20 protein-coding genes and 1 pseudogene are annotated in these 26,442 nt (G+C 57.4%); 11 read left to right on the top strand and 10 right to left on the bottom strand.

Annotation, left to right across the window (positions count from 1 at the left end):
• Positions 1–315 precede the first annotated feature (315 nt).
• Genes LMTR21_RS29590 through LMTR21_RS29575 form a run of 4 tightly spaced genes read left to right on the top strand, consistent with a single transcriptional unit; the run spans position 316 to position 3,261 of the window.
• Positions 316–1,431 (top strand): PilN domain-containing protein, encoded by a 1,116-nt coding sequence (locus LMTR21_RS29590; RefSeq protein WP_246175909.1) that lies wholly within the window; start codon positions 316–318, stop codon positions 1,429–1,431.
• Positions 1,428–2,036 (top strand): type II secretion system protein GspM, encoded by a 609-nt coding sequence (gene gspM / locus LMTR21_RS29585; protein WP_065756000.1) that lies wholly within the window; start codon positions 1,428–1,430, stop codon positions 2,034–2,036. The genes LMTR21_RS29590 and gspM overlap by 4 nt, the downstream gene beginning before the upstream one ends.
• A complete protein-coding gene (locus LMTR21_RS29580) occupies positions 2,033–2,644 on the top strand; it encodes a hypothetical protein (RefSeq protein WP_065756001.1) in 612 nt (203 codons plus the stop codon). Before gspM ends, LMTR21_RS29580 begins: the two co-directional genes overlap by 4 nt.
• Entirely contained in the window at positions 2,641–3,261 is a 621-nt protein-coding gene (locus LMTR21_RS29575; RefSeq protein WP_084030949.1) for a prepilin peptidase, read from the top strand. The genes LMTR21_RS29580 and LMTR21_RS29575 overlap by 4 nt, the downstream gene beginning before the upstream one ends.
• 85 nt (positions 3,262–3,346) lie before the next feature.
• On the opposite strand, the pseudogene LMTR21_RS42085 reads toward LMTR21_RS29575, so the two are convergent.
• The 5 genes and pseudogenes from LMTR21_RS42085 to LMTR21_RS29550 form a co-directional block, all read right to left on the bottom strand.
• A pseudogene (locus LMTR21_RS42085) lies at positions 3,347–3,448 on the bottom strand (PEPxxWA-CTERM sorting domain-containing protein); the annotation flags it as partial.
• A gap of 737 nt (positions 3,449–4,185) precedes the next feature.
• On the bottom strand, positions 4,186–4,590 hold the full coding sequence (locus LMTR21_RS29565; protein ID WP_065756003.1) for a VanZ family protein: 405 nt from the start codon (positions 4,588–4,590) through the stop codon (positions 4,186–4,188).
• Positions 4,591–4,931: 341 nt separating this feature from the next.
• The gene (locus LMTR21_RS29560; protein ID WP_065756004.1) at positions 4,932–5,606 is read right to left on the bottom strand and encodes a PEP-CTERM sorting domain-containing protein; all 675 of its coding nucleotides are present in this window, start codon (positions 5,604–5,606) and stop codon (positions 4,932–4,934) included.
• 295 nt (positions 5,607–5,901) lie between these two features.
• Entirely contained in the window at positions 5,902–7,896 is a 1,995-nt protein-coding gene (locus LMTR21_RS29555) for an acyltransferase family protein (RefSeq protein ID WP_065756005.1), read from the bottom strand.
• Between the two features lie 219 nt (positions 7,897–8,115).
• Entirely contained in the window at positions 8,116–8,733 is a 618-nt protein-coding gene (locus tag LMTR21_RS29550; protein WP_141688607.1) for a hypothetical protein, read from the bottom strand.
• Positions 8,734–9,245: 512 nt separating this feature from the next.
• On the opposite strand from LMTR21_RS29550, the gene LMTR21_RS29545 reads away from it, so the two are divergent.
• Positions 9,246–9,464 (top strand): PilZ domain-containing protein, encoded by a 219-nt coding sequence (locus LMTR21_RS29545; RefSeq protein ID WP_141688608.1) that lies wholly within the window; start codon positions 9,246–9,248, stop codon positions 9,462–9,464.
• A gap of 32 nt (positions 9,465–9,496) precedes the next feature.
• Here LMTR21_RS29545 and LMTR21_RS29540 read toward each other — a convergent pair whose 3' ends face one another.
• Entirely contained in the window at positions 9,497–10,771 is a 1,275-nt protein-coding gene (locus tag LMTR21_RS29540; protein ID WP_065750578.1) for an IS256 family transposase, read from the bottom strand.
• Between the two features lie 216 nt (positions 10,772–10,987).
• On the opposite strand from LMTR21_RS29540, the gene LMTR21_RS29535 reads away from it, so the two are divergent.
• Complete coding sequence (locus LMTR21_RS29535; protein ID WP_141688527.1) at positions 10,988–11,293, top strand: hypothetical protein; 306 nt, start codon at positions 10,988–10,990, stop codon at positions 11,291–11,293.
• 532 nt (positions 11,294–11,825) lie between these two features.
• On the opposite strand, the gene LMTR21_RS29530 is transcribed toward LMTR21_RS29535, so the two are convergent.
• The 3 genes from LMTR21_RS29530 to LMTR21_RS29520 form a co-directional block, all read right to left on the bottom strand.
• Positions 11,826–13,358: a hypothetical protein gene (locus LMTR21_RS29530; protein ID WP_141688528.1), complete on the bottom strand. Its 1,533-nt coding sequence runs from the start codon at positions 13,356–13,358 to the stop codon at positions 11,826–11,828.
• Positions 13,359–13,911: 553 nt separating this feature from the next.
• The gene (locus LMTR21_RS29525; RefSeq protein WP_210250538.1) at positions 13,912–14,895 is read right to left on the bottom strand and encodes a glycosyltransferase family 2 protein; all 984 of its coding nucleotides are present in this window, start codon (positions 14,893–14,895) and stop codon (positions 13,912–13,914) included.
• Positions 14,896–15,054: 159 nt separating this feature from the next.
• Positions 15,055–18,168 (bottom strand): efflux RND transporter permease subunit, encoded by a 3,114-nt coding sequence (locus LMTR21_RS29520; protein WP_065755355.1) that lies wholly within the window; start codon positions 18,166–18,168, stop codon positions 15,055–15,057.
• A 296-nt stretch (positions 18,169–18,464) separates the two neighbouring features.
• Here LMTR21_RS29520 and gspG point away from each other — a divergent pair, with 296 nt between their 5' ends.
• Positions 18,465–18,950 carry a type II secretion system major pseudopilin GspG gene (gene gspG, locus LMTR21_RS29515; protein WP_084030877.1) on the top strand — a complete coding sequence of 162 codons (486 nt, stop codon included), beginning with the start codon at positions 18,465–18,467 and terminating at the stop codon, positions 18,948–18,950.
• A 137-nt stretch (positions 18,951–19,087) separates the two neighbouring features.
• Positions 19,088–21,139, top strand: a complete 2,052-nt coding sequence (locus LMTR21_RS29510; RefSeq protein WP_141688529.1) for a hypothetical protein — start codon at positions 19,088–19,090, stop codon at positions 21,137–21,139.
• A gap of 218 nt (positions 21,140–21,357) precedes the next feature.
• Here the strand turns inward: LMTR21_RS29510 and LMTR21_RS29505 are convergent, their stop codons facing one another.
• Positions 21,358–22,197 carry a hypothetical protein gene (locus LMTR21_RS29505; RefSeq protein WP_065755357.1) on the bottom strand — a complete coding sequence of 280 codons (840 nt, stop codon included), beginning with the start codon at positions 22,195–22,197 and terminating at the stop codon, positions 21,358–21,360.
• A 425-nt stretch (positions 22,198–22,622) separates the two neighbouring features.
• On the opposite strand from LMTR21_RS29505, the gene LMTR21_RS29500 reads away from it, so the two are divergent.
• From LMTR21_RS29500 to LMTR21_RS29490, 3 genes are all read left to right on the top strand, one after another.
• Complete coding sequence (locus LMTR21_RS29500; RefSeq protein WP_065755358.1) at positions 22,623–24,038, top strand: O-antigen ligase family protein; 1,416 nt, start codon at positions 22,623–22,625, stop codon at positions 24,036–24,038.
• A 129-nt stretch (positions 24,039–24,167) separates the two neighbouring features.
• The gene (locus LMTR21_RS29495) at positions 24,168–25,535 is read left to right on the top strand and encodes an oligosaccharide flippase family protein (protein ID WP_065755359.1); all 1,368 of its coding nucleotides are present in this window, start codon (positions 24,168–24,170) and stop codon (positions 25,533–25,535) included.
• Positions 25,536–25,656: 121 nt separating this feature from the next.
• Complete coding sequence (locus LMTR21_RS29490; RefSeq protein WP_065755360.1) at positions 25,657–26,442, top strand: FkbM family methyltransferase; 786 nt, start codon at positions 25,657–25,659, stop codon at positions 26,440–26,442.

Genomic DNA, 26,442 nt, shown 5'->3' with positions numbered 1-26,442 from the left:
CGACCGGGCGGAGTCCAATGAGACTAGAGCATGATCCGGAAAAGTGTGTAGCGGTTTTCCGAAAAGATCATGCTCAAACAAAAAGATAAAGCGGGATGACGATTCGAAGAAAAGTCATCACGCGTTAGGTCAGTCGATCGCCCTGCTAGGCCGGCCCTTGACGGCTACTTTGCATGGGGTTGTTTTCGATATTTCGTCTGGGCGATCAACGCAGCATCGGGCCGGACCTGCCCTCATCATGCTCCAGGGCCGCTCGTTACCCTTCGTAAAGAATTAGTAAATAGGCTTCGTCCATTCGAATCGAATGTGACGATCATGCCTGTCGCCAATCTGCCAGCCCGCGCCGGTGGCCTCCACGTCCTCACGGCGTGGGGCAGGGATTTTGCGCAGTGGTGGCTGTCGGGCTTGCGCGATGCGGTTCCCGCACGCTGGCGCGAATGGGCTGCCGGCGAGGCGAGACCGGCCGTGACGCTTTGGCGGGATGGCGACAGCGTCACGTGCCGCCTGACGTCTGCCGCCGGCCCGGTGGAAATCCGGATTCCCTCATCCCACTTCAGCGTGGCCGCACTCGAACAGTGGCTCACCGAACAGGGCGTGTCACGGGAGGTTGTGACAGTCGCACCGGTGATTTCGCGCGAGCTTTTCTTTCTGCGGGAGTTGAGCGTGCCCAGGGCCGCCTTCGCTGCCCTGCCCAGGATCCTGGAGCAGGACATCTTGCGGCGGACGCCATTCCAGCTTCCGGATATCTGGCATGCCGCCACCGCCGTCGGCGAGGGGGCGGACGGCGTCGTGCAGATGTGCCACTGGATCATCCGGCGCGATCGCGCCGAGGCCGCCTTGTCGGAGCTCGGTCTGGCGTCGCGCGATATCGATTGTCTGGCGGTGACGGATGCCGGCGGTGAGGCCGTGCCCGTGATCACGTTCCGCACCGTGAGCGACGAAGATCCGGCGTGGGCGTTGCGCGCGGTCCGGCTGCTGGCGGTCGCCGCGCTTGGGGCCGTCCTGCTCGGCCTCGTCGTCTTCGAATGGCGCCAGGCCAGCGTTGCCGCCGCGCTGGAGACGGCGCTCATCGAGGCGCGGCAATCGGCTCAGAGCGGCCGCGACGGGATGGATCCCGCGGCGCGCCTGTTCGCAATGAAGGCTGACACCGGTGTTCTCGCGGTGTGGGATGAGCTGTCGCGCATTCTGCCCGACCATACTTTCCTGACCGAAACCCGCATCGCCGACGGCACGGTGACGCTTTCAGGGTTTTCAGCTGATGCCGCAGGTCTGGTTCGCATCATCGACCAGTCTCCGCTGTTTTCCGGCGCGACGCTGACGTCTGCGATCACGACTGACGCGAACGAGCGCAAGGATCGCTTCAGCATCCTGTTCAAGCTGCGCGGCGCCCGTGCGGCGCGGCCGGCCGCAAGATCCCGGACTGCGCCATGATTGGAAGTCTGAAACTGGCGCGCGGGACGCCGTTCCTGGCCTTCAACGCCGCCGCGATACTCTTCGTTCTCATCTTCCTCGTCGCACCCATCCTGGGACACTTTGCCTCGCGGGGCGAAGAGATTTCGGACCATGCGGCGCAGCTTGCGCATTTCCAGAACGTGACGCGCACGGCAAGGAAGTCGGCCGGCAGCGTCGGGCTGACAGGCGATCCCTTCCTGCCCGGCAATGAAGAGCGCCTTGCCAGCGCCGATCTGCAGGCCAGCCTGAAATCGATGGCCGCGAATGCCGGCGTCAACGTGCTCGCGATCCGGGGATTGCAGGGGGGCCGGTCCCAGTCGCTGCCCATGATCGCCGTCAGCGTCGAGCTCGAAGGGCCGTTGAAGGCCGTTCGCGACATGATCTTTGCGATCGAGAATCAGACGCCGCTGTTGTTTGTGTCCTCAGCTTCGTTCCGCAGCCTGGCGGACGGGGAGGACGGTCCGATTAGGGCGGAGTTCAGGGTTCAGGGTGCGATCCGGAACGGTTCGCAACCTGCCGGTGACCGGGCGGTGGATGGCCAGCAAGCCGGTCGCCGATCGGCCTTGGTGGAGCGGACGCCATGACATCGTTTGCCCAGATGGTGCAGCTCCGGCTGGCGGGCGTGACCGGCTCCCCGCGGCAATTCGTAAGCTCCAGGCTCGCCGCCATGCTCGGACGGGCCGAGTTGCCCGGCCGAAGCGAATTGGTGGCGCTGCGGCCCGCGACGCGTGTCCTCATCATCGGCTTTTCGGCCGTCATTGGGCTCGCCGCGGTGGCAACGTTCAGCGCGGTGATTTCGCTCGAGCTCTCGACGGTCACGGCCCCGACATGGCTTGGCAGAAGCAACTCGGCCGCAAAGGGCGCCAGTGCGCGCGCCTCCGCAGGCTTTGAGAATATCTTGCAGCGTCCGCTGTTCTCGCGGAACCGGCAGGTTTTTGTCGCGGCGGAGCCGGTCTCCGCGCCACCGCCGATGGCGGCGACATTGGATTCCGGAATTACCCTGAAAGGGGTGTTCATGAGCGACGGGGTGGCCAAGGCGTTCCTGACGTCGTCGCAAAATCCGGTTGGCGTGTGGGTTCAGGTCAATGAGCAAATCGATGGCTGGCGCGTCGCGGCGGTTACGCCGGACCAGGTCGTGTTGGAGGGGCAGGGCGAGAAGCTGACCGTTCCCCTGCATGCGAGCGGGAGATGATTCGCGCGCTCCGCAAGACCTGCGACCGTACCGGCCGCTTTTTCGGCGACACGCTGGCGTGGCAGCCGTCCGGTCGGCAATACGTCGTCGTGGCATGGGGCCTGATCGCCGGCGCGATCTGGCTCGCACTTGGCCTTGCAGGCGATCCTGGCTGGGTATCGCTCGCCTTGGTCGGCTGCTACCTCGTCGTTCTCCTGGCCAGCGTATGCGCCATAGACGGCCGTTACGGCATCATTCCGGACAGCATGGTCCTGGCGCTGGCCGCTGGCGGAGCGCTACAGGCCTATCTGTGGGCCCCGGTAGACCTCTGGTCGCGCGGGGTGGAAGCTGTGCTGGTCTTTGCCGCCGCGGCCCTGTTTCGCGCCGGTTATCGCTGGCTGCGGGGCCATGACGGGCTGGGGTTCGGCGACGTCAAATTTGTCGCGGCGGGCACCTTTTGGATCGGCGCGGAAGGGATCCCCGGCTTGCTGTTGATCGCGGTGGCTTCCGCCTTGGCCAGCTTGCTGATCCTGAGAGCGCAAGGACATGAGCTGGATCGCAAGCAGGCGATCTCGTTCGGCCCGCACCTTACCATCGGCCTTTGGTGGATCTGGGTGTTGGGACAGCAGCCGGTTTAGAGCGGGGCGGCTTTCAGGTGGACATCAAGTCAGCAATGGAAAAGCCGCCCGAAGGCGGCCTTTCGCTTCATTGAGGAAGATGGGATCAGGCGGCCAACGCTGCCGGCCGCGATTTCCGGCGATAGGCCATGAAGCCGATGCCGGCGAAGCCTAGGATCAACATCGCCCAGGTCGATGGCTCGGGAACGGCATTTACCTGAATCGAGACGTCGGCCAGTTGCTGGTTTTCCGCGCTGAAGAGCTTGAGATCGAAAGTGTAGACGCCGGAGGCATTCGGATTGAAATTGATCGGGCCACCTAGAAAGGCGAAGCCGAGATTCTCGCTGTTCTGATAGAGCGGCCCGCCGATCGGCGTATTGTCCCCGATTATAATCGGATCGAATGCCAATGATCCTCCGGGACCGGTAATGGTCAGCAGCGAATGGGTGCCCACCAGCGAACCGGGGTTGACCGAGAACTCGAAATTCCACAGTGCCCTGCCGGGCGGAGTGCTGCCCACAGGCGCGATGTACAGATTTCCTGTCGGCGAGATCGGCCCGATAAATCGAAGGGAGGCGCGCAGTCCGAGCTCGACCCCATTATCCTCGGTGTCGACCGTGAAATGGCCGTTACTGGTGCCGCTCCCCTGGGTCCAGCCCGATGCCAGATTCTGATTAAACGTGACGACCGCCGAGGCGGAGCTGACAAACGACGTCAACGCCAGCGCGGCCCCCAGACCGATCAAGCCCAGCGACGAAAACCGCATAATACCCCCCCCATTTATTAGTGGTTGTATTTCCCTTAAACACATTCCTTTAATTTGAGTCAATCTCCGGTGGGGATAACACTTCGTTGCACGTGAAATCGGCTCTCGACCGGTTCCGCATTGCGGAACGGATCCGTTTTGGTCGGACGCCTTGGGGTTAAATCCAGCCGGAGCTAATCTCAAAATGGCCTATCCTTGGCGGACCATAACCGCCGTGCAGTTCTCGCACATAGGATACCGGCCGCGCCGCCCGCCATTTTCTCCAGCGCATCGATCAACGTGCCGTGCCGGTCCGGCGTAATGGTCTGCAAAACCTCCAGCAGCACTGCGGCGCCGAACACGATGCAGCAAACGAGGATCAGCCGCCGAGGGTAGGCGAACCAGAACAGGGCGCCGAGGATGGCAAACGCGATCACGTGCTCGAAATGCGCGTAGGTTCGCATCGCCGGCCGCATCAGGTACGGCGCGAGCTTGAAATAGATTGAATAGACAAAGCCGATGTGCGTCAGCGTGGCATAGGCAATCACGATGATCGCGATCCATGCCGCTACCGGCATTAGCTTGGTGACGAGCTTCCGGTTCATACCGGACTTGTGCATTGGCGATCGCTTTCGCGCGAATGATTTGGCTGCTTAACCTTACCGTGGTGAAGCGTCGGGATGAGTAGTCTAGCTTGTCAATCTTCGTGCTCGACCGCAGCAGGCAGCAGTTCCTACGCGCAAACGGCGGCGTGCGGGCGGCGGTTCTTGCCTTTCTGCTACTCGGAGCAGGGTTCTTTACAATTTAATGTATTAAATAAATTGTTTAATGGGCCGCCCATGCTGCCATGTGGCTCGGCTCGGAATTCGCCTTGCACAATCAAGTTGGCGGACAAAAAAGAAGCCGCCCAAATGGGCGGCTTCTAACTCAGACACGGCTGAAATCATCAAGCGAGGCGAAAGCCGATCTTCTTCGGGGTTTCCCGGCGGCGATAGGCCAGAAAGCCAACGCCGACAAAGCCCAGGATCATCATCGCCCAGGTCGACGCCTCGGGGACAGCCGCCACCGAGGCGTTATCGACCACAAAGTCTCCCGCGGGCACACCCTGTCCGTGGAAATTCAGTGCGAAAGTGTAGGGGTTGGCAGCGCTGGCCGTGAAAATAGCTGAGTATACGGTCCATCCGCTTGCCAACGTCTTGGCCGTGAAAAGCGGGGAAAGCACGCCGTCCACGCTCGACTGGAGGGTGGCATCGAATGCGTTACGCCGACCATTGTTGGGGGAGTAGACTTCGAAGCTCACCTGGTAGCTCTGACCCTGTGTCAGGCTGATTTCCTGGGAGATCGACTCGTTGGTGTTGTCCGAAACAAAGTAAGCGCCATAGTTACCACCATTGGGTGCAGTGGGGATCGGCTCCCCGAACGCGCCGGTGGGATAAGCGCCACCTTGATTATAGGCAATGACAACTTGAGGGTAGGTGGCCTCACCGCCGGTATTCACCGTCCAGCCCAAGAAATTTCCTGTTTCAAACCCGCCGTTTAGCAGCACATTCGCCTGCGAGGCGCCGCTCTGAAGAAGAACGCCAATTAATGCAGCGCCAGTAAATTTGAGCAGCCTATTCATTTTATCTCTCCTGGAATTTAATAAGATATTAATATCTGCGAATTCATGCCAAGTCAACTGCCGCGTATGACATTCCAATCATTCGCCCATCCGTTCTTTAGCATTTTTGCCCATTTATTGAACTGTAGGGCCAGTTTCAGTGCCAATTCTCGACTAGTCGATTGCAGACTAATATCTTTCGAGAAAACCTATCTCAAATTGCACATTATTCAAAATTTCGATCCTTTTTTTCAAGGCCAATTAACGTTGTCCACGATGTGATCGCCGCCCTGGCAGAAACCCCGAACGTGAAGCGCTATTGCGGGGGAACCGAAATAGTTAAAAGCTGAGACCAAAACTCCGAGGCTGACGCGGCTAAGTGGCTATTGTCGAAGTAGGCCGGTCGCCCTTCGATCGTTGCCGAACAGGAGCCTGTTCGGCAAAGAGCTCGCGAAGGTGAAACGGTGGCCTCTATCGACGGCCCGCTTTGCTCCAGGACGTCAAAGAAATAATCGAACTTTGACCAGTATTGCTGACTTGTGAATTCTAAAGATTCGGCAGGCGGCTTGTTGGGGTAAGCGTTGGCTAGCGCCTCAGGAACGCTTTGCTTTGCTCCCGGTAGAGGCTCCCATATCACAACTCGTAGCCCCATTTTTCTTAAGTGGGTGACGGTTGCCGAAAATTGGCGCTTGAATAGTGCGATCGATTCTTCCTTGGGTAAGCTTATGGTTTCCGAGGTCGTGAGAAATCCTTCTCGCGCCTGCAGCCACGTCGATACCAGCAACGTATTCTTGATCTCGGGCGACCTGTTGAGAAACTCAAGTACTTCATTATTGAATTCAAAACAGCCCCGATTATGTACGAGGTGAATTCCTTGCAGCGGCGGACAGGAGTGTCGAAAGATAAAGAAAGCGGATTCCCCTCTCGTATTTAGCCACTTGTCGAATGCCCCGTATGCAGCCCATGCATGCGAGTCCCCGTAAATCAGCCAGGTCGGCTTGGTGTTGGCTGCTCCAATCCTGCAAAAACTGGTGAGGTGGATTTTGCCCGACTTGAATTGGCATGGAAGCTCCTCGGTTTTGTCGGCGGTAAAGCTGGCCAATTTGATTGCCTCGGGCGCATAACGTTGCGGAAGGCCGTGCCCAGCATAGATCCAGAAACAGATGATGGCCGTTGCCGCAATCCCAGCAAGGTAGCCAGTGCCCAAAGATCGAGCGGTCCCTAAAACGCGATTTGTCCGGACCGGCTCCTCCACTATGTGGAATATCGCGGACGCGATCGCCAGCGACAGCGTGAAGGCGAACCATTTGGCTGGTTTGTTATAGCTTTCCGCCATGAGCCGCGCGGCAAAGATATGGACCGGCCAGTGCACTAGGTACAGCGGGTACGAAATTTTGCCGATATAGGCTGCCGCCGCATTGCTCATGCAACGTGAGAAACGCGTTGTTTGACCGGTCGATGCGAGAATTACGAGTGCCGCGCCGATTGTTGGCAGCAGAGCAAAATAGCCAGGAAAGTAGGAGGCTTTTTGATAGCCTAGCAGGCTCCAGGCGATCAGACCGATACCGATGACCCCTGCAATTTGGCTGACCAGCGGTCGAAGGGTGAACCGGGCACGCAGCCCCACAATCAACGCTCCCAGCAGCAATTCCCAAGCGCGTGTCGGCAAGAGATAGAAAGTGGCTTCCGGCTTGAGTTGAACAAACAATATGTTCAGAAAAAATGAGAGAAAGAAAATGGCGAGTATTATCTGCCAGACATGGCGCCTCGCGTATCGGTAGGCCAGGATTAGAAAGAGCGGATAGATCAGATAGAATTGCTCTTCAACGGCGAGCGACCATGTGTGGAGCAGGAAGGCTGAACTGCTATCGAGCCCGAAATAGTTTACAGTCCTCCAGTAGTAGATATTAGCAACGTAAGTTTGCGCGACGATTGCTTGCTTCGATAGTTCAATCAAATTGGACGGATACAGCCATACAAGCCCCGCCAGAAAAACAATGAGGAGTGTGGCAAGAAGGGCGGGGGCGAGGCGGCGGATGCGATTCAGGTAAAAACTGCCAAGACTGAATGAGCCGGCATTGATTTGCCGGCTGATTATCGAGGTGATCAAGAATCCCGAGATTACGAAAAAGACGTCGACACCCGTGAATCCACCTTGGCCTAATTCCAGCAGGTCAAAATGGAACACCAAAACCATCAAGACAGCGATTGCCCTCAATCCGTCGATGGCCGGAAAGTATCGATCATCTGATGCGCGATCGGCGGTCATGCCCTTGCTGTCGAATATGAGCGAATGAGAAAATGTCTTCATTGGCGAAATGCTGGGCTTTGAAAACTGAGAATTGTTCGAGCAGAGTACTAAGATCGAATGGCTCACCTAGCACGGCTTGCCTATGGCGCGCTCATCAATAGAAGTGGAAGGTCGGATGGGTCAGTCTGCCGCCCGATTTATTCGTAGGGGTCCGTGCTTGCATCCAGATGAGCCTCGATAATCATTTTGGAACGATGCACGCTTGGCAGATTGCTTGATCTATTTCCCTACCCGACATTCTCGTAGCAAGGATATTGTCTTCAATTGTTCGGCCATTTGGTGATTTGAGGTAAGGACTACCCAGCCCCTCTTTGCGCCCGTTTCTTCCCTTGATCCTGTCGTGGGGTAGAAGCAAGACAATTCCGGAAGGTCGGACTTTTCGACATAGGCGAGGGTTAGTTCCTTGTCCGGCGCATAGTGGTCGAAGCCATAACCCGCATCGTCGTCCACCTTGAAATCGTCGATCAGGACGACGGCGCTAGTGTAGTGATTGAAAATCAGTTCGAGTTCTTCCCGCAACGGGAGATAATTTTCCCAATGAGAATCCAGATAGAAAAGTTGTCGTGCGTCCTTTTCCGACGATCCTCGGGCAATCCGTTCCCTCAAAAACGGGACTGAGGACTGCAGGTAAATTTTCGCATTCGCGAATTTGGCCAACCGAGCCCGCGAAAAAGCCCAATAGCGTTCTGCAAGTTCGACGGTTTCCAATGGAAGGCCAAATTGAGCAAACCATTCAGCCGTAGTGCCGCGAAATGTCCCGGTCTCGACGATACTTTCAATTCCTAGCACGTGAATGATCTGGCGGGTGGCTTCCAATCTGGAAGTCATGCCGTTCATCGCAAAACCCCAAGGATAAAACTTTCCTTTGCTGCGAGAATAGTAGTCCACAAGGCCAATGACGTGTTGAAAATTCATAACCCACCGTAAAGTGATGATGCAAAGTATGAAGAGCTTTTCCGCTCAGGTTGGTTTCGGGAGATCCGTATTTTTAAGCGCTTCGGAAAACAAATCCATCGGTAAATCTGTCTTGGATTCTGGGCTGGTTTAAATATCCTGCCGTGGTCATCTGCTGAACGATCGCAATAATAATCGCCGGGATGCGGTGCTTGTGCCTTATTGGGCCCTTCTACCCGGTTCAGAGCTGCTTTTGAGACAATTGAATCTTTAACCTTACCTTTGGCCGGACAAGTCAGAGGGGGCGCCGAGCCGTGTTGGCTGTTGGCTAGCGGTAGCGGTAAACGTTCCAATAAGGAAAACCATCGACTGCGGGGCGATCGCTTAGGCGAAGTCCAATGGATTTTCGATAAGATTGCCGAAAGACAAAAATCAACGAGTATGGATGGGATCGAGTGTTTGTGGATCGGCGAAAAAGCGAACGTCGCGCCTGCCATGGGGCGGCAAAGGTTCAGCTGGGCGTCGGCTCGCTGCCGCGCGATTGCACGATCACGGACATATCAGATGGCGGCGTGCGGATTATTGCTGAAAATCTCGATGTGCCCGAAGAGTTCGCACTGATCCTTCCAACCGGTCGCCCGCGACTGTGCCGGAGATGTCCCGATCGCTGTTGAACTACGTCGGACCGGCGTTGGCGGAATGAATGTTACGCGGCTCTCGTGACGTGGGCAACGGGCTTGATCGTCATGCGATCGTGGTGAGCTTGAAGGGCCGCACGCAGAACCGACAATTGCTTATGCGCCTTCAATCGTCGGAAGCCCTTGTTGGCCTCGATCATGCCGGCCGCGACCCATCGCAAGGCCATGCCGGCATCCCGCCAGCGTTTGACGTTGCGCGTGACGCGGCGAATGGTACCCATCATGTTCTCGGCGATGTTGGTACAGGCGAGCGATCGACGCAGCTCCTTCGGCAGCTTCAACCGGACGACAGTCAGGATTTCGTCGAGGCCTTCGAGAATGCTGGCCGCTACGCCGGGCCATTGCTGGTCGAGTCGACGCGCGAGATTGCGGATCAATTTTTCAGCCTTGTCGGCATCATCGAGCTCCCAGGCCTGGCGCAGCACCCGACGGGTGGCCGCATGATGCTCTTTCGGCAGGCGTTCCGTGATGTTGCGCGCCTTGTGGATCTGACAGCGCTGGATCGCGGCGGCCGAACCGAAGGTGCGGCGGATCGCCTTCGACAACGCTTTCGCGCCGTCGACGATGAACAGTCTTGGCACCGTCGGGGCGAGCCCGCGGGAGACCAGGTTGTCCAGCAGGGCTTGAACCGTTGCGGCGTTCTCGGTTGCCCCTTCCACCAGCGCCAGCGGATGCTTGTTGCCTTCACCGTCGACCCCGATCGCGGCGACCAGCACGAGATCGTCGCCGAGATGCAGCCCGTCGATTTGAACCACCAGAAGGTCGAGCGCGGACAGATCGGCAGCCATGAAGTCGGCCAGCCGCGCCGCCGACAGCGCCACAAACCTCCGCGAGGCCGCCGACTTCGAAACCCCCGATCCGGGCGGTGCCGGCACATCACCCTCGGGCAGCCGGACAGCGCGGCCGAACCGGCGCGTCGATACATTGATCAGCATCAGGTTCATCGCCCAGCGACCAAGCCAGTCCTCCTCCGCCGCCGTTTCCCAGCTCGGGATCGTGACCTCGCGGCCGTCCAGGCCCCGGACCCGCGGGCGCTCGACCTCGATCTTGCCGCCGTGGAAGCCGATCCGTCCCCGCGTTCGGCCCCAACGGTGCGCCCGCCGCGCCGCGTCGCGACCGTGGCGCGGCCCGCAGGCCGCCGTGACATCCGCCTCCATCATCGTGCCGAGCGCCTCGATCCCTGCCGCAAGGCAGAACCGATCGAAGCTCGCCCGCACTTCTGCAAACGCTTCGTCCACAGCCCCGGTCGCCGGCGAACCAGCCGGTGTGATATCTCTCGTCATGGCGTTGCTCTCCTTTGTGGAATCAGCACCCCGAGCCTACCGGCTCAAGGGGGGCAACGCCGACCTCTTCAGAAATTCAACAGAACCCCGGGACATCCCCACTGTGCCGGCTGGCATGGCGCATCGGATGTGAGTTCGGCGCTCAGTTTATCGATCATCTGGCCAAGACTCCATCAGACCATTCCGCTCCACGGGGTAGTGCAAGGACGCCGGAATATGCGTAAAGCAAGTTCAGCTTTGTTTGCGTTTTGCCTAGCGCTCACGATCGTCCCCGAAGTCGCGGCAGCCGGTGGCACGTTTGTCGTCGCGCGGGGGTTCCGCGGGATTGGCTATCCAGGAGCCTACGGCTACGCGCGCCTCTACGGTCATCCATTTGACGATGGCTACGACTATCCGTCCGGCTACGGGGAATATGCCGAGTACGGTCCTCGGGCCTATCGCAGTGCGACTGCCTGCTATGTGGTGCGCCGTGTCTGGACCAGCAGGGGGTGGCGGCAAAGAGCGGTCAGCGTCTGCGACTGAGCGCTGGCCTCGAGGCGGCGTGACGTCGGTCCTCAGATCAGTCTAGAAATCAAACGCCCAGGCGAGGCTATGCAGAAGCAGCCACGACCAGCCAATCATGGCTGTGGCGATGGCAAACAGGTAGGCGCACCTGGTAACGGTCGGACGCATGAGGTTACTTCGCGGCGAGCCGATTGACGGTGGTCGGCGCCTGCAGCGCGGCCTGGGTCTGGCATATGGCCCGACGCAGTCTCAGTACTTCAGCGTAACGGTCTCTCAGCGACTTCGTGGCGGGTAGTGCCCGAACGTTCTTCGGTCTGCTCAAAGGTTGGCGCTTCACGTAATACCCCGCAAGGTGATGCAATCAATTCGGCCAAATACGGTAACTCGAAAACAACCATAGTTTCTCGCGGGGCATTCGCAATGCAACTTGCGCGTTAAGCTTGATAGCCGCGCAAAAGGTTAAATCGGGAACTTTGCTCTGACGGGCTCGAGAATGGACGAGCTTTAACCTGAACAGTGCCCCATAATCTGCGGCACCTTCCAAGCCGGACTATCTGGACGCCGCCGCCGGCACTTTGCCGACGTTTATACGCCAGGGCCAAGTCGCGAGGATGCGCTCGGCGTCGGCTTCGAGAAGTTTTTGTTTCGCGATGACTTCCTCCTTCACCGCTCTCAGATCTTCGTCCTGATAGAAGAAGTCGGAGCAGCGTGAATTGTAGTCGTTTGCGAGTGCGTTATAGGCGCGGATGTCTTCGGGGCCTCGAACCTGCTGCTTCACGACACGCAGCCGCTCCTCCTGGAAACGGCAGTAACGAACATATTCTCGCGCAAAGCGCTGACCCTTGCCGACGGGAGGAAGCACTTCCGGCTCCGCTTTTGCGTCAGGCGGATTAGGTGCTGAGGCGACGGAAAATGCCGCTCCTCCGTCGAAAGCCCAATACGCAACCAGAAGTCCAAGCATGACCAGCAGCGCTGCGACCGCAAGCGCGGCCTTTCTGACATGAGGAACGGTGCGGCTCCGGACCGGCACCGCAAGGCCGGGGTTCTGCACGACAGCAGTCGAGCCGGCCTGCAGCATTTCGCGCAGTATGTCCCCGACTTTGGCGAGGCGTGCAGCCGCATCCGGAATTGACCCGAAAGCGACGAGTGCGTGTTCCAGAACCTGCTGTGCCGTACGATAGTGCCGTTGGCTGCTGAGATCGCCGAGCAAGCCAAAGACGCGATCCGGAGTGACATTCGTTTCGCCGTCGTCCAATTCCTGGCGTGCGTCGAGCAACAACAGCGGCTCGTATAGCGACGTCCAGACGTGCAGCGTTTCTGCCAATCTCTCAACCGACGACGCGTCGCCCGGTTGTTGTTCCAGCGCGTGGCAGGCGCTGTCGACCTGCTGATCGGCGTTGATGCGCACTTTCGCAGTCGCGTGCCGATAGGCTTCCAATAGCGGTGAATGTGTTTGGATAAGCGTCGGTTCGCGGGTTGCGAGGATTTGGTGCGTGGCTTCCAGCAGTGGTTCTGCGGCTGCTTCAATCGGATCGTAGGCCTCGATAACGGCCACGCAATGCGCGTCCAGGAGATCGTCCAGCCCATCCCTCACGCTCGCCAGGGAAGGTGGAGGCCAACCGGCCCGATTCCGGAGCGCCTGCAGGGTCTGATAGATTTCCATCACATCGATGGAATTGTGCGCATCGATCAGTCCAAGGAGCAGTTCGCTGGAGACGCCGCGCCGCACCGCATGACGCGCAATGAAGTTGGCCGCTGAGAGCGGAGCAAACTGGGTCGATGTTTGCAGGACGTCGTCGTCGGAAGCATCGACGGGCCGCTCAGTGTAGAAGAGACCGACGCGATCGGGCGCGCTGTCGAGAGGATAGGAGAGCTCACTCGCAAGACGTCGAACCGGGTCCAGAACAGCTGCAGACGCCTCCGCCAGACTCGTCTCCCGCGCGATATGCATCTCGCGTGCCCGGCTGAGGGCAGAGTGGATTTCCGAAGCCGTTGTGCCAGGATCGATTCCGAGGAGGCGGAACGGCTGAGCTGACGAGTCAAACCTGGAAGGCGAGATGTTGTTGGCCGAATTGATTGCCATATCTGGGATACCCGACGTGCTCTCCGCTGACGTAACCTTGTGGAATGGTTACGACAAGCCGCTGGTCGAGATGGTTGATGTATCAGCCACGTCGAAGTCGTTTCTGAGCCGCACGCCGATCTCTTGTATTCGACAACGCCAGAGCTTGCGATCGATACGGGGGGCCAGCCTCCGGCCGAATCGTCAGCATGGCATTCCATGGGTTTGACCCATAGACCGTAACGACAAATCCGCTAGCAAGGCAACCATCGATAGTGCGCAGCGACTTCATGACGAGGCCTGCGATCTCATCCGTATGACGAATCTGTTTGCCGTCTGCGCTGGTGGGCGGGGCGGGCTGGGGTCCGCATCAGCTTGCCTGCTGGGTGGAAGCGGGGGCGGTAGGTTCTGGCTGCCGATTTTGACTGCGGCCGGCGACGTGTCGAGAGCGTCTGGCGGCGGCTGTTCGGAACGAGCTTCGTTCGCAATGCCCTTCGGTATGGCCGCGACTTTTTGGGCTCCGACCAATCTCATCGTCGGTGGACATAACGAAATCCCCGATCGAGCCTGAAAATCACGAGGTCAAGGCCGGATTCTTGACGTCGATCACCTTGAAGCCTTTGAAAAACACGCTGTGCCGGATTGAATCGGAAAGGTGCCGCGGAGGCGTGGTGTCTTCCTTCCCCGTGAGAATAACCCGCAGCCGCCAGAGCGACAGGCCCGCAATCCTGCAAATGTCGACCATGGCTGCGTAGAATGCGCCGTAGTTCTTCAGAAAGTGGCGTCTGCGCGCTTCCAGGAGATAGGGTGGCAAACGCTTCGGTTTGCTGTTCACACCGGTGGATTGACCGACAAGGTGGACCACGCGACTTGCCGGAACGTACCAGGTCGGCCATCCCCGCTTCCTGGCATTGAAGCAATAATCGATGTCGTCGAAATAGGTGAAGAAGCCTTCGTCGAGTAATCCCGTCGCTTCCATCGCCTCGCGACGGATGATCATGCTGGCGCCCGCAACCCAATCGGTTTCGCAGGCATAATCGACCACAGGAGGAGCTACGATCCAGCGCTTTAGCAATCTGCTTACCGGTCCAATTTTTAAACTGCCTTCAAGTTCTCCCAGCGGTGACTGAAAGCGGAACGCAGACCGTTGCGGCGTGCCGTCGGGATCCTCGAGCCGGCTGCCGGCGATGCCGACTTGCGGATTCTTGTCCATGAAGTCGACGAGTGCCTTGAAGGCGTTCGGCCGGACGATCGTATCGGAATTGAGCAGCAGGAAATATTGCGGTTTGTCGGCGGATTCCAGCGCCGGCCGCAGGACCGCATTGTTGCCGCCAGTAAAGCCGAGATTTACGTCGAGCGTCTTGAGCGTGCACCAGGATGACCAGCCATTGTCCTCGATCGTGCGCTGGATGCGTTCGGCGGAACCATCTCCCGATCCGTTCTCGCAGATCGCGACATGGATGCCGGGGACGCTGGCGATTTCCTTTGCGACCGAATGCAGACAATCAATCGCAAGCTGGGTGACGCGATAGTTAACAATGACAACGAGCAATTTCACGGGTGCGAGACCAGTTGGTGCAAACAATCGGCGATCATTAATCTTGCGGACGGGAAAAGAAAAGACGTCTTTCGGGCTCTTATTTAATGCATTGGGATAAACGTTAAGGGGCGGCCATCGTTCCTGCGGCACACCGGCTGCTTTCATCGGGGGGCGAGCCTATCGTAGGGCTGGTGGAGACGACGTTGATATCGGCGAAAGCGTGCTGCGGGATCGCATTTTTTGGCGCAGCCGGTCGATCAGCAGATAGATCACCGGCGTGGTGTAGAGCGTCAGGATCTGCGAGACGAGCAAGCCGCCGATGATGGTGATGCCGAGCGGCCGGCGCAGCTCGGTGCCGGGGCCGGTGGCGATGACCAGCGGAATGCCGGCGAACAGCGCCGCCATCGTCGTCATCAGAATGGGGCGGAAGCGGGCGCGGCAAGCCTCGAAGATCGCGTCCGCCGAGGACAGGCCGCGGTTGCGCTCGGCATCGAGCGCGAAATCGACCATCATGATGCCGTTCTTCTTGACGATGCCGATCAGCAGGATGATGCCGACAAAGGCTATCACCGTCAGCGGAGTATTCGTCACCTGCAATGCCAGCAGCGCGCCGAGGCCTGCTGAAGGCAGCGTCGAGATGATCGTGATCGGATGCGCCAGGCTCTCATAGAGCACGCCGAGCACGATATACATCGCGACCAGCGCGCCGAGGATCAGAAGCGGCTGCCGGCCGCTGGTCTTGTTGAAATCGCCAGCATAGCCTTCGAAACTGCCGCGGATGCCTTCCGGCATATGCAATTCGTCGACTGCGCGCTGAATGTTCGAGATCGCGGTCTCGATCGGCACGTTCGAGGCGACATTGAAGGATATCGTTGTCGATGGGATCGACTGGGTGTGGTTGATCGCCAGCGATGCCAGGCCGCGGTCATAGCGAACAACCGCGGACAGCGGTACCTGCGCATCGTTGGCACCGGCCACGAAGATGCGATCGAGATTGGCAGGGTCGCTCTGGAATTTCGGGTCGATCTCCAGCACGATCATGTATTGGTTACGTTGGGTATAGACGATCGAGATTTGCCGTTGTGCAAACGCGTTGTTCAAGGCGTCGTCGATGTCCTTGACGCGGACGCCGAGCGTGGCGGCGGCATTGCGGTCGATCATCAGCGTGAGCTGCAGCCCGGCGGCATCGCGATCGCTGGAAATGTCGGTAATCCCCTCCACCGTTTCCATGCGCTTGGCGACGATGGGGGCCCATTTCTTCAGCAGGTCGACGTTGACGCTCGAGACCGTGTACTGATAGTCGGAGGAGCTGCTTTGACGCCCGCCGCCCCGAATATCCTGAGCGGGGAACATGTAGAGCCGTACACCCGGCATCGTTTCCAGCTTCTTGCGCAAGCGGTCGATCACGACCTGCGTACTTTGTCCGGGTCTCTCCTGCGGCGGCTTGAGGCTGATGAAGAACAGCCCCCGGTTCGCGGTCATGCTGCCGAGGATCGAGCCGACGCCAGCGACGGCGTTGTCCGATTCAAGGGCATCCTCGAGCTGTTGCTGAAATCGGGTCATCGACTGGAACGAGGTGTCGGATGAAGCCTGCGACGCACCGACGATGAGGCCGCTGTCGTCGAGCGGGAAGTAACCCTTCGGGATCTTGATATAGAGCACCACCGTCAGCGCGATGGTGGCAAAGAATATGAGCAAGGTCAGGAACGGGAAACCCAGCACAGCCCGAAGGGTCCAGGCGTAGAAGGCGACGATGCGCGACAGCGTGCCTTCGACCAGGCGGTCGAACCGGGTCGCGCGATCCGACGTGGCTTCCTTGATGTAATGCGCGCAGATCATCGGCGTGATCGTGAGCGAGACCAGGGTTGAGACCAGGACAGCAAAGGTCAGCGTCAACGAGAACTCGCGGAGCAGCCGGCCGGCGATCCCATCCATGAAGATTAGTGGCGTAAAGGCTGCGACCAGGGACAGGCTGATCGCGAGGACGGTAAAGCCGATCTGCCTGGCGCCCTCCAATGCCGCCGGATAGGGCGCCATACCGCGTTCGAGATTGCGATACATGTTCTCGATCATGACGATGGCATCGTCGACCACGAAACCGACCGAGATCGCGAGTGCCATCAGCGACAGATTGTCGATCGAGAAGCCGGCGAGCCACATCCCGGTGCAGGTGCCGGCCAGCGCCAAGGGCACCGAGACGCCGGCAGCAATCGTTGGCGTCAGCCGCCGCAGGAAGGCGAACACCACCATCATCACCAGGAAAACGGCCGCCAGCAGCGTGAATTGCATGTCGAGCACGCTGGCGCGGATCGTATTGGTGCGGTCGACCAGCGTCGAAATCTCGAGGCCGGCGGGCAGCCATCGTTTGAGCTCTGGCAGCAAGGCCTTCACGCGATCGACGGTCTCGATCACGTTGGCGTCCCCCTGCTTGGTGATCTGGATCAGGACCGCCGGCTGCTTGTTGAACGAGGCGATCGAACGGTGGTTGCGGACGGAATCCTCGACCTCCGCGACGTCGGCGAGGCGGACGAAATTGCCCGCCGAGCTCTTGATGACGATGTCGCGGAACTCGGCCGCGGTGCGCATCTGCTGGTTGGTGGAAATCGTCTCGCTCTGGCGGCCGCCGTCGAAGATGCCGACGGGCCCGAGCGGATTGGCATTGATGATGGCGAGTCGTACGTCGTCGGTCGCGATATCAGCATTCGACAGCGCCACCGGGTTGAGCGCGATCCGCACCGCCGGCTGATCAGCGCCGGAGACGGTGACCTCGCCGACGCCGGGCACCTGCGAAATGCGCTGTGCGATCACGGTGTCGGCAACGTCATACAGCGCGCTCGCTGACAGCGTCTTCGACGTCAGCGCCAGCACGAACATCGGCGTCGCCGACGGGTTCGCTTTTTTGAAGCGCGGCAGCGACGGCAGGTCACTCGGCAGGTCGGCCAGTGACGCATTGATCGCCGCCTGCACGTCGCGTGCGGCGCGGTCGATGTTGCGGCCGATCGCAAATTGCAGCTGGATGCTAGTAGAGCCCAGCGAACTCGTCGAGGTGATCTGCTCGATGCCCGCGATCTGGCCGAGCCGTCGCTCCAGCGGCGCGGCAACGGTCGCCGCCATTACCGCGGGATCGGCGCCGGGGCGGCTGGCAAACACCCGGATCATCGGAAAATCGACATTGGGAACCGCCGAGACCGGCAGGAAGACATAGGCGACCATGCCCACCAGGAAGAGCCCGATCGCCAGCAGCGTGGTCCCAACCGGCCGGCGGATGAAGGGCTCGGAAATCGAGGCCATGCTCTATGTCGTCCATGGCGCCGGCGGGGCCGGGCGCCGCATGTGGTGCCCCAGTCTTTCGAACCTGCCTGAGCGCTGAATTAAATTATTACCCAGCTACTGTCCGTTTAATAAGGTATTTACCAGATGGCGGCGGCCCTGAATAAGCCCTTCCGCAAATATAATTAGCTTTCCTGATGTCCGTTACTTGACGTTGACCGTTTTCCCAGTGGGTTCCATTCGTAAACCCTTTGAACACCGGTGACCAACAGTATCGATCCCGGAAATTCACGAAGATGAGTTCAGGGGCGATCAGGATGTTGGCCAAGATATTGGACCGGGCGAGACCCGGCGTCGGAAAGCCATTCTGGGGCGGCGCGTTGCGGTCTCGCGCCCGTAAAAATGCGGGTTATACGTTGCTCGAATTGCTTGTCGTGATGGGCATTCTGGCGGTTCTGACGGCAATCGCGACGCCGCAGTTGATGGGGTATTTCGGTAAAGCGAAGACCCAATCGGTGCAGCTGCAGATCGAGAATATCGGGACAGCACTCGAGCTCTATTATATGGAAAACGGTGCCTATCCCAGTGCCAGCGCCGGCTTGAAAGCCTTGGTCGAAGCACCGCCGGAGGCGCCGCGCTGGAACGGCCCGTATCTCAAGAAGGCGAAAAACCTGCTTGATCCGTGGGGGCGGCCTTACCAATACGCCATCTCCGACGGCCAGTATGAGGTCTATTCGCTGGGGCCAACCGGTAAGGCAAAGTCCGCGAGCACAGGAGCTGCCCCGGGGGTCCGGGGAGGTTAATGAGCTGGAATTAAATAGTTCCTTGAAGTCACATACTAGCGTGGATGACGTGGCCTGCAGTAAAATCAGATCGGTCGCGTGATCAATCGTTCGAATTTATTCCTAACCGATGATTGGACCTGACTATGACGTCGAGAATGGACCGTAGAACATTCCTGCAAGGCACGAGCATCGTCGCCATTTCGTCCCTGTTGCCTATTGGTACGGAAGCCGCCACGCTCGCGGTGCCACTCGTTGGGCCGACGCGACGATCCGCTCTCACAAGCGCCAGCGTCGCGGCCAAGTTCAATGGGGGAAGGTCCCAGGTTAATTTCAACTTTCTGTCTTTTGGCGCGGCGTACCCGTTCCTGAACTGCATGAAAACCGCGCAGAACTGGACCCTCAGGGACAACAGTGGCTGGCCCGCGCCCGACACGCTCGACTCCGACGGGTATCCCGTCAAGATCGTGAATGGTGGCGTGTACACCGTCTTCGATGTTCCTTCCCAAGCTTCACGGCCAGGGAATTATGTGATCACTTGGGATGGTAACGGCACGATTTTCTGCGGTATGAGCAATGTTGCCGTTAGTGGAAGCAAGACCAGCACCACCGGCAGCGGCCGTTATGTTTTCTCGACGACTTCTTCCCAATTTAGCGTCGGTATCTCCGCGATCGGGAATCCTTACATCACCAACCTGCAAGTTTTTCACGTCGACGACGAGGCTGCACTGAAGGCGGGTCAGGTTTTCGGGACGAAATTCAAGCAGAGGCTGCTCGAGGCCAATTTTGGCGTCATTCGCTTTCTCAATTGGCAGTCCGGAAACACCACGAACGTGACCACTTGGGCGACACGGAAGCCCGTGTCCTATGTGTTCTATGCGGGCCACGAATTCCGCTCGAGCCTCTATGCCGGCCTAACGACGAATTCTGGCGCGGCCTATGCGGCAGCGCTTCCTGGCTTCAAGCTGGTCGACAAAGCCACCGTTACCGTCAAGTTCAACGCCAGCTACAACGGCCCATGTACGCTAAACGTGAACGGAACGGGACCCATCAATATCCTGAGTGAATACTCGCAGCCTCTCAACTCAAGTTCTTATCCGATCGGGGGGACTTGGCAGAGCTTCGCGACCTTAGTTTATGACGCTACTTTGAATGCGTGGATCAAGCATGGCGCTGACATTGCGCGTGGAAGCTGTGGCATTGATAGCGGTTGCCCACCCGAGCTGATGGTTCGCCTCAGTGCGGAGGTCGGCGCACATCCGTACTTTGTGACGCCTGTATTGGCAATTGACCCCGCGACCGATTATATGCCGAGCCTCGCTGCATTTTGCCGTGACTATGGTCCTGCATGGATCATCCCGCGTTTTGAGGGACCGAACGAGACTTGGAATAACGCCAGCGGTTTCTATTCGACGAAGTATGCTGTCGCTAAGGCTGCAGCGTATGGGTGGGGAGCCGACGTGCATAACTGGTACGGCAAGGCCATGTCTGTGCTAGGTCAAATCGTAAGTATTGCTTACGCCGGAAATCGAACCAGATATCAGGTCCTGTGTGGAGTGCAGTCGGCAACTGGCGCGACGCTCTCGGGTACTGCATCCAGCAACGCAAGGCTTGCCTCCGCTAAGTATCTTGCGCAGTCGGGTCCATCGCAGACTCCGTATACCAAGAGCGCCGCATCCAATTGGGTCACGCATATCTGCACCGCCCAATATATTACACCTTCTGCCCATGGCACGACGGAAGAGAGTGCATATGCATCCGCGTACACGGCTGCCGCCGGAAATGCGAATTTGCAGATGGACATCGCAGCTGCTTATGCGAACACAGTGAATAGCGGCACGGGGTCCTTTACGCTCTCTAAGGTGACCACTTGGTACACTAACTGGAAAGTGTGGGCGCTGGGTTTTGGCATCACCAAGATGTGCGGCTACGAAGGAGGGTACTCGCCGGACTACACTGGTGGAGGAAAGTCCGCCGTAGACATTCTCCGAGCTGCTTCCAAGAATGCTACGTCACTAAATGGCTTCACTACCACCAATTATAACAATTTCGTTGGCTTATCGGACAGCAAGTTCACTGCGGAATTCCCCTCCTGTTTCCAACTATCGGGAAGAGCGCCTTCCAATGGAGCATGGTCTGTGCTTGAGGACATCTACCAATCCCCCAATCCGCCGCAGTGGAATGCCATCGTGGCTTTCAACCGTGTTTAGTTGCGCACACTGGTTCATGAAGGTGCAGCCAACGTTGGTAACTATGTCGATGAGGCTTTCATCGGCGGCTCCATAGCGCGGGTTCTCCTCCCTCCAAGTAGGGAGTGCTAGGCGCAGCCAAGCAATCTTGGAGTTTGGAAGGTTTGGTAAGTATCGCTAGCTGGCTATCATGACTTCCGCGAGGCAAGCGGCTTAAATTTATCAAGCCAAGTTGTTCTTCAGAAGAGGAAGCGTGTTCTCATAAAGTCGGCATGAGCTTCGATCGTCAATTCAGAGCGGTTCACCGTTTCTTGGCGCGCCTTGTGATCCAAAACGTGGCAGACATACATCGCAGAATACCAGTTGTCTGCCTTTTTGGGCCGGTGACCAGGTAAGCTTCGATCGCTTCCAATCTTTCGCACTTCGTGCTCGACGTTAAATTCGGAGATCGCCGCAAGTTCTCCACACCATTCGTTCGCAAAAAAGAAGCCAACATCATCAAAATACATGCTCACCGCGGGCAAGTATTGCTCCGGTCGACCAGCTAGGCAGCGTAGGGCCGATTTCGTAGCCGAATAAATATCGACGTCTATGGAAACGAACCCCAGTGGAGTTTCTGGGTTGATGGCTGCAGTGAACGCGTCAACGGTCTCGGCAATGTCGCCCCAAATGATTTCTGCACGACCTGTCAGTTTGCGCGAAAGCGCCTCTCTGTCTTCCATCGCGAAGTCGCCGGGATTCCATATTTCCGGATGGTCTCTATATCCTTGAAAGCTCGGAAGGCCATGGCCGGTATCAAACCCGATGATACGAAATTCGATGCCAGTCTCCGCCTGAATCAGCCGCGCCAAATCGGCCATGTTTAATAAGCCGGCGCCACTGGCGACCCCAAATTCAATTGCTGTGACGCGGGCCTTGCCGAAGTACTTAGCACAATCTGCAGCGCGCAACATGCCATAGAGATAGTTGGGGCGGCCGATCAATCCGAACCGCTCGCGATCCCTGAACGTCCCGTATCGATCGATCCATGAATCCTCACCAAGCAGTCGGTTCCACAACTTTCTCTTTATAGCTTCCATAGCCAGAACCACTAAAGCACCTTTCCAAATCGATGTAGCGACGCAAAGCGTCGCAAATGTTAATTGAAACCGCGATGTGAGGTATCCAAGGTTGCCGTCGTCCCCCTTCGAAGGCCGTTGGATGCCCGTTCGCTAAGCTCCAAAGCGTGTATATCAGTCGTGCGCTGGCCATGCGCTCGCTATCTTCCAGATTGGTTAGCATGCCTTGGCGACTATGCCCAAGCTGCGAAATGATCCTTTGCCGGGGACGATTCGGCGTGTTGGGGCCGGATACTCAGCTCGGAAAAGGCTAGGGTGCACGTTCCTGGATTAAGCGAGAAATACAAAAGACATGGTCGTTTTGATTTTGTTCCGGTATTTTGCTTCTGTATCCTCCGGAATCGTTCGAATATCAGCAAAGAAGTCCTTTAGGTCAGTTGTTATCGATGACGGCTAACTGGTTTGCTACCATTGCCTTTTTTGCGTGGCCGATCGTCGCGATCATTTTATATCGAACAAAATCTTTTTCGGAGGCAACTCTTTGGACTATTTTGGGTGGGTTGCTGCTGCTTCCATCAAATGTCGCCATCAAGCTCGAGATGATTCCGGCGTTCGACAAGAATTCCCTACCCAATCTTTGTGCATTGGTCGGGTGCATCGCGTTGGCATCACGTCAGGGTACCGTAAAATCGGGATTTGGCGTGGCTGAAATCCTGGCGATTGCTGCCATTGTAGGCCCGGTATTCACTTCGATTAACAATCGCGACACCCTGGTTTATGGACCTACGATTATTCCCGGCGTTGGGTATTATGACGGTATTTCGGCCCTGCTGAGCCAGCTATTGTTTTTGCTGCCATTCTTTATTGCTCGCCGTTTCCTTCAGAAATCCTCAGATACCGAGTCGATCATGCGCGTCCTTGTGATCGCCGGCTTGCTGTACTCGACTCTCATGCTTTTCGAGATCCGGATGAGTCCTGTGCTGTCGAATTGGGTCTATGGCTATTTCCCCTCCGGATTTGTATCGGAAATGCGCTATGGTGGCTTTCGGCCTGTGGTGTTCATGAAAAACGGTCTAACGGCTGCTTTCTTCATGATGACAGCTTTCCTGGCGGCGGTCGCATTTTGGCGCCTCAAGTCAGGTGCAGTCAGATTGTTTCCGCCTGCAGGTGTTTCGGCGTATTTGGCCGTCGTAATCATACTTTGCAAATCGGCCGGAGCACTCATTTATGCTGGCTGCATAGGATTCTTTGTGCGCTGGTCCAGGCCGAAAACGCAAGTGCGGATAGCAGTCGTGATCACCACCATAGGGATATTCTATCCATTGCTTCGGATTACCGACAACTTCCCGACCGGCGCGTTGCTCGATACGGCGATGATATTCAGTCAGGAGCGGGCAGAATCTCTGAAAGTGCGCTTCGATCAAGAGCAGCAACTTTTGGCGCATGCTTCGCAGCGCTTTTTGCTTGGGTGGGGACGGTACGGACGCAATCGCCTCTACGAGGAGAACTACGGCAAGGATATAAGTATAACCGACGGCGCATGGATCCAAACATTGGGACAGTTTGGGATCGTGGGCTTTCTGGCGCAATTTGGTTTGCTCGCTCTGCCAGTTTTTCGGGCAATGTCGTCTTTGAGACTCGCATCGTCGGTACGCGACAGGATTTTTCTTGCAGCACTTACACTAATCGTTGCACTGAACCTTATTGAACAGATACCCAATTCATCGATGAGCTCGTGGAATTGGCTTCTCGCAGGAGCGCTATTGGGCCGTGCTGAATATCTTAAGGCCGTCGCGAATAGTCCGAAGAAGCCATTTGGTGCTGCAAGCTTTGGTGGACATCCCTTGAGGGTAGGAGAGTGAAATCTCCGTTGCGATCCGACACGGCGTTTGGGGGGCGGGAAGAGTACCCGGTCGGAAACCTGTCATTTGGCTCATTTTGCGCTACGAAAAGCCCGATGCTGTCCTGCCAAATTGAACGATTGTCGTAGAATGTCTTTATCCGAGCAAATCTCCCTCAAGCAACGGGTGGTGAAAGCGGGCATATGGAGCCTGGCTGGGTTCGCGATTTCGCTGGTGATCCGTCTTGGCAGTAGTTTGCTGATGACCCGTCTGCTTGCTCCGGAAATGTTCGGAATTATGGCTGTCGCTTCGACTCTGATCGTCGGCCTTGCGATGTTCTCCGACGTCGGATTGAAGCAAAGCGTTGTGCAGAGCAAACGCGGCCACGAGACCGCCTTCCTGAACACCGCGTGGGTAATCCAGATTTTGCGAGGCGTCTTGCTATCAGCGGCGGCGCTCACTCTATGCGTGGTTCTCGTCATACTTGGTCAGTTGCAGCATATACCCGTAAACAGCGTCTACGCGGCCCCCGTGTTGCCGTACGTTGTTGCAGTCTTGTCGCTCTCAGTGCTGATCGCCGCCTTCGAGTCCACGAAAGTATTGGAAGCCAATCGCACCATTTTGCTCGGACGAATAATCGGCATGGAGATTTTTTCTCAGGCGATTGGATTGATCTGTATGCTCGGCTGGGTTCTGGTTGATCGGTCGATATGGGCACTAGTGGCAGGCACGATCTGTTCGTCTCTTGTCAGGACCGTCGTGAGCCATATGTGGCTGCCTGGGGTTGCAAATCGCTGGCAATGGGACAGACAGGTCGCGCACGAAGTCATTCATTTCGGCAAGTGGATATTGTTGTCATCGGTTTTCGGCTTCCTTGCGAGCAGCGGTGACCGTTTGTTGCTTGGTGGGCTGGTAGACTCGACCGTACTCGGTCTTTACGCAATCGCATCTCTGTTTGTGATCTCGGCTGAAGGGGTTCTATCCAAGATAATGACCGACGTAGCGTTTCCGGCCCTGAGTGAGATCGTTCGAACAAAAGGAATGAACCTAAAGGGGAATTACTACAGGCTCGTCGCCATTATCGCTTTGGTCTCGTATTTTTCGGCGGGCTTCCTTATGACTTTCGGCCCTTCCTTGATTCAATTGCTTTACGATCCCCGGTATCATGAGGCAGGCTGGATGCTGGGAATTCTTGCCGCAACCCTCGCGACCATGCCGTTTCGCCTTGCGGTCCAAGCATTTTTGGCTTTGGGAATGCCGAAGATTCAGTCAAACGTCATCCTGGTCAGGCTCGTTTCGCTATATGTGCTGGCTCCCTTAGGGTTTTATTTTTTCGGCCTCGATGGAGCGTTGATCATGATTGTATTCAGCCATTTTTCGTATCTTCCAATCATCATTTTTTATAGTCTAAAGCATGGCCTGTTCGATTTTCGTAAGGAACTGTATTTTCTCGTCTGGGTGCCAATCGGGCTTCTGGCTGGTAAGATTTCTGCTTTGCTAGTCGGACATTTCCTATGAGCAGATACGGTCGGCAGCATCGAGCGGGGTGCGCTTCGCTTGAGCGATCATGCACGCTATCGCTGCGCGATATATCACTTCGAAGCGAGGACCGCCGTTCGTGCGGGTGGTGCGAATTCCAATGAATAAACTGAAGACCGCTCTAGTCGAAACACTAAAGATCGTCTTGCCCGATCGGGTCAAGGCGTCGCTCCTACATCTGTCTTTCAACCTAGCCAGGGATGAGTTCGATCGATTTGCCTACGATTATGGCTTCGCGCCGAGTATGAAGTTCGGCTTGAGCGCCATGGCCAACCGCGGTTTTTCCCCGAGAACAGTTGTTGACGTAGGAGCGTTTGAAGGAGACTGGAGCAGGCTTGCACGAGAGATATGGCCTCAAACTCGAATATTGATGTTTGAACCCAATGTCCAGAAGCAAGCTCGTGTTTCCGCCGTTGCTAATTCGCTCGGTGCGTCTCTATTCTACGAGCTGCTGGGAGCCGACGACGGCGCGCCGGTCTCGTTCAATGTGATGGAATCAGGCTCTTCTGTCCTGAGTGAGCGAAGTCCGCTTGATCGGACCGTGGAGCACCGCAAGCTGCGTCGGATGGACACGGTAATCGAAGAGTTAGAGTCGCCGGTATTCGTTAAGATCGATACGCAGGGTTACGAACTAGAGGTTCTAAAAGGGGCTCAGAGGATCTTGCCGAAAATCGATGCGATTTTGCTTGAGATCGCGATCATTGAGATAAACGAGGGAGCGCCTCTCCTTGATGACGTGGTTGCATTCCTCAAGCGTCTTGGATTCGTAACTTACGATATTCTTGAGCTCCACCGTCGGCCTCTTGATGGGGCACTTAATCAGATCGATATCTTGTTTGTTCGTGAGAATTCGCCGCTCATTGCGGACAAGCGTCACTTCGCGTGA

The organism is Bradyrhizobium paxllaeri (assembly GCF_001693515.2).
GTDB classification, from domain to species: Bacteria; Pseudomonadota; Alphaproteobacteria; order Rhizobiales; family Xanthobacteraceae; genus Bradyrhizobium; species Bradyrhizobium paxllaeri.
The sequence above is the reverse complement of the archived record's forward strand: the minus strand, read 5'-3'. Positions and strand labels throughout refer to the sequence as shown.

What these genes read in the sequence shown, in the direction of transcription:
- LMTR21_RS29530 (WP_141688528.1), bottom strand. Translation starts at nt 13,358, where the DNA reads ATGGCAATCAATTCGGCCAACAACATCTCGCCTTCCAGGTTTGACTCG.
- LMTR21_RS29575 (WP_084030949.1), top strand. Translation starts at nt 2,641, where the DNA reads ATGATTCGCGCGCTCCGCAAGACCTGCGACCGTACCGGCCGCTTTTTC.
- LMTR21_RS29590 (WP_246175909.1), top strand. Translation starts at nt 316, where the DNA reads ATGCCTGTCGCCAATCTGCCAGCCCGCGCCGGTGGCCTCCACGTCCTC.
- LMTR21_RS29555 (WP_065756005.1), bottom strand. Translation starts at nt 7,896, where the DNA reads ATGAAGACATTTTCTCATTCGCTCATATTCGACAGCAAGGGCATGACC.
- gspM (WP_065756000.1), top strand. Translation starts at nt 1,428, where the DNA reads ATGATTGGAAGTCTGAAACTGGCGCGCGGGACGCCGTTCCTGGCCTTC.
- LMTR21_RS29580 (WP_065756001.1), top strand. Translation starts at nt 2,033, where the DNA reads ATGACATCGTTTGCCCAGATGGTGCAGCTCCGGCTGGCGGGCGTGACC.
- LMTR21_RS29565 (WP_065756003.1), bottom strand. Translation starts at nt 4,590, where the DNA reads ATGAACCGGAAGCTCGTCACCAAGCTAATGCCGGTAGCGGCATGGATC.
- LMTR21_RS29520 (WP_065755355.1), bottom strand. Translation starts at nt 18,168, where the DNA reads ATGGCCTCGATTTCCGAGCCCTTCATCCGCCGGCCGGTTGGGACCACG.
- LMTR21_RS29535 (WP_141688527.1), top strand. Translation starts at nt 10,988, where the DNA reads ATGCGTAAAGCAAGTTCAGCTTTGTTTGCGTTTTGCCTAGCGCTCACG.
- LMTR21_RS29560 (WP_065756004.1), bottom strand. Translation starts at nt 5,606, where the DNA reads ATGAATAGGCTGCTCAAATTTACTGGCGCTGCATTAATTGGCGTTCTT.
- gspG (WP_084030877.1), top strand. Translation starts at nt 18,465, where the DNA reads ATGTTGGCCAAGATATTGGACCGGGCGAGACCCGGCGTCGGAAAGCCA.
- LMTR21_RS29500 (WP_065755358.1), top strand. Translation starts at nt 22,623, where the DNA reads ATGACGGCTAACTGGTTTGCTACCATTGCCTTTTTTGCGTGGCCGATC.
- LMTR21_RS29495 (WP_065755359.1), top strand. Translation starts at nt 24,168, where the DNA reads ATGTCTTTATCCGAGCAAATCTCCCTCAAGCAACGGGTGGTGAAAGCG.
- LMTR21_RS29510 (WP_141688529.1), top strand. Translation starts at nt 19,088, where the DNA reads ATGGACCGTAGAACATTCCTGCAAGGCACGAGCATCGTCGCCATTTCG.
- LMTR21_RS29490 (WP_065755360.1), top strand. Translation starts at nt 25,657, where the DNA reads ATGAATAAACTGAAGACCGCTCTAGTCGAAACACTAAAGATCGTCTTG.
- LMTR21_RS29550 (WP_141688607.1), bottom strand. Translation starts at nt 8,733, where the DNA reads ATGAACGGCATGACTTCCAGATTGGAAGCCACCCGCCAGATCATTCAC.
- LMTR21_RS29505 (WP_065755357.1), bottom strand. Translation starts at nt 22,197, where the DNA reads ATGGAAGCTATAAAGAGAAAGTTGTGGAACCGACTGCTTGGTGAGGAT.
- LMTR21_RS29540 (WP_065750578.1), bottom strand. Translation starts at nt 10,771, where the DNA reads ATGACGAGAGATATCACACCGGCTGGTTCGCCGGCGACCGGGGCTGTG.